Below are 2,249 nucleotides of genomic sequence, written 5' to 3' on the forward strand. Positions count from 1 at the left end.
TAGCTACTCTGCGGTGCGCCTGGCGGCACAACAGATACACCAGAGGTTTGTTCAAATCGGTCCTCTCGTACTAGATTCAAGCCCTCTCAAACATCTAACGCCCGCAATAGATAGAGACCGAACTGTCTCACGACGTTCTGAACCCAGCTCGCGTGCCACTTTAATGGGCGAACAGCCCAACCCTTGGGACCTTCTCCAGCCCCAGGATGTGACGAGCCGACATCGAGGTGCCGAACCTCCCCGTCGATGTGAGCTCTTGGGGGAGACTAGCCTGTTATCCCCGGAGTACCTTTTATCCTATGAGCGATGGCCCTTCCATACGGAACCACCGGATCACTATGTCCTGCTTTCGCACCTGATCGACTTGTAGGTCTCACAGTCAAGCACCCTTATGCCATTACACTCTACGCACGGTTACCAAGCGTGCTGAGGGTACCTTTGAAAGCCTCCGTTACTCTTTTGGAGGCGACCACCCCAGTCAAACTACCCACCACGCAATGTCCTTCTTTCGAAGTTAGGCTCCAAGTAAGCAAAGGGTGGTATTTCAACGTCGACTCCACAAACACTGGCGTGCCTGCTTCTAAGTCTCCCACCTATCCTACACATTGCTTACTCAAAGTCAATACGAAGTTATAGTAAAGGTTCACAGGGTCTTTTCGTCCCATTGCGGGTAATCGGCATCTTCACCGATACTACAATTTCACCGAGCTCGTGGCTGAGACAGTGCCCAGATCGTTACACCATTCGTGCAGGTCGGAACTTACCCGACAAGGAATTTCGCTACCTTAGGACCGTTATAGTTACGGCCGCCGTTTACTGGGGCTTCAGTCAATGCCTTCGCTTGCGCTAAGCACCTTCCTTAACCTTCCAGCACCGGGCAGGTGTCAGACCCTATACAGCATCTTTCGATTTAGCAGAGTCCTGTGTTTTTGATAAACAGTCGCCTGGGCCTCTTCACTGCGGCCTCCCCGGAGGGAGGCGTCTCTTCTTCCGAAGTTACGAGACTATTTTGCCTAGTTCCTTAGCCACGACTCACTCGAGCACCTTAGGATTCTCTCCTCGACTACCTGTGTCGGTTTTGGTACGGGTTGCTTCTCTTCGGCTTTTCTTGGATCCACTTTCACTACAACAGCTTCGCCCGAAGGCTAGGCCTTGACTATTCCGTCAGTCTTCAGCAACTACAGTGAACCGTCCCCTTTTAACGAGAGCAAGTTTAGGAATATTAACCTAATGTCCATCCACTTCCCCTTTCGGGTACGCGTTAGGCCCCGACTAACCCTCAGCTGATTAGCATGGCTGAGGAAACCTTAGTCTTTCGGTGAGGGGGTTTCTCGCCCCCTTTATCGTTACTTATGCCTACATTTTCTTTTCTATAAGCTCCACCAAGCCTCACAGCTCAGCTTCTGCGCCGATAGAATGCTCTCCTACCCAGTAATAAGTTTACTGCCATAGCTTCGGTAATATGCTTATGCCCGATTATTATCCATGCCGGACCGCTCGACTAGTGAGCTGTTACGCACTCTTTAAATGAATGGCTGCTTCCAAGCCAACATCCTAGCTGTCAATGCAGTCCAACCGCGTTGCTTCAACTTAGCATATATTTAGGGACCTTAGCTGTTGGTCTGGGTTCTTTCCCTCTCGGACATGGACCTTAGCACCCATGCCCTCACTGCTGATGAACATTTATTAGCATTCGGAGTTTGTCAGGAATTGGTAGGCGGTGAAACCCCCGCATCCAATCAGTAGCTCTACCTCTAATAAACTTAACATCAACGCTGCACCTAAATGCATTTCGGAGAGTACGAGCTATCTCCCAGTTTGATTGGCCTTTCACCCCTACCCACAGGTCATCCGAAGACTTTTCAACGTCAACCGGTTCGGTCCTCCACTTTGTGTTACCAAAGCTTCAACCTGCCCATGGGTAGATCACAAGGTTTCGCGTCTAATCCTACTAACTATTCGCCCTATTCAGACTCGCTTTCGCTTCGGCTCCGTAACTTAATTACTTAACCTCGCTAGTAAAATTAACTCGTAGGCTCATTATGCAAAAGGCACGCCGTCACAGCTCTATGCTGCTCCGACCGCTTGTAGGCGTACGGTTTCAGGTTCTCTTTCACCCTTCTATTCGAAGTGCTTTTCACCTTTCCTTCACAGTACTTGTTCACTATCGGTCTTTCAGGAGTATTTAGCCTTGGAGGATGGTCCCCCCATATTCAGACAGGATTTCACGTGTCCCGCCCTACTCTTTT

1 protein-coding gene and 1 other annotated feature (1 of these 2 running past the window's edge) are annotated in these 2,249 nt (G+C 50.0%); the gene reads right to left on the reverse strand.

Annotated features, from left to right (window positions below):
- Positions 1-2,249, reverse strand: a sequence feature (mutual gap in cmsearch alignment for this rRNA model is longer than 100); it runs 366 nt beyond the window's last position.
- Positions 405-593: a hypothetical protein gene (locus VQ048_RS11740; protein ID WP_327611860.1), complete on the reverse strand. Its 189-nt coding sequence runs from the start codon at positions 591-593 to the stop codon at positions 405-407. It overlaps the preceding feature by 189 nt.

This window comes from Bergeyella anatis (genome assembly GCF_036016955.1).
GTDB lineage: Bacteria > Bacteroidota > Bacteroidia > Flavobacteriales > Weeksellaceae > JAYWXI01.